1 pseudogene is annotated in these 300 nt (G+C 59.7%); it reads right to left on the reverse strand.

Features of this window, described 5'->3' with window-relative positions:
- A pseudogene (locus FDX22_RS24055) lies at positions 1–300 on the reverse strand (GAF domain-containing protein); the annotation flags it as partial.

Raw genomic sequence — 300 nt, forward strand, 5'->3', positions numbered from 1 at the left:
ATGCCAGTCCAAGTGCCTCGGCCATCAGCTCCAGATAAGCACGGGAAGGGGCGGAATTGTCACTGAGATTCTGGAATGAGAGCAGGCCGATGGCTTCCCCCTGGGCGATCAACGGTACGCACAGGGTATGATCCTGACACGACTCAGGCAGGTGGTAGCAGGCGATATCAGGCTCACCTTGCACGGGAGGATGACTTTGCCCACGGCGCACTGCCCAGCAGTCATCCAGATGGAAAGGGTCTGTTTTGCCTTGCGGCGAAAGCCACTCGGCGGCACAGCGCATGTGCCAGGCTTGCCGAT

The sequence above is a fragment of the Citrobacter sp. TBCS-14 genome, from assembly GCF_005280805.1.
Classification (GTDB): Bacteria; Pseudomonadota; Gammaproteobacteria; order Enterobacterales; family Enterobacteriaceae; genus Citrobacter; species Citrobacter gillenii.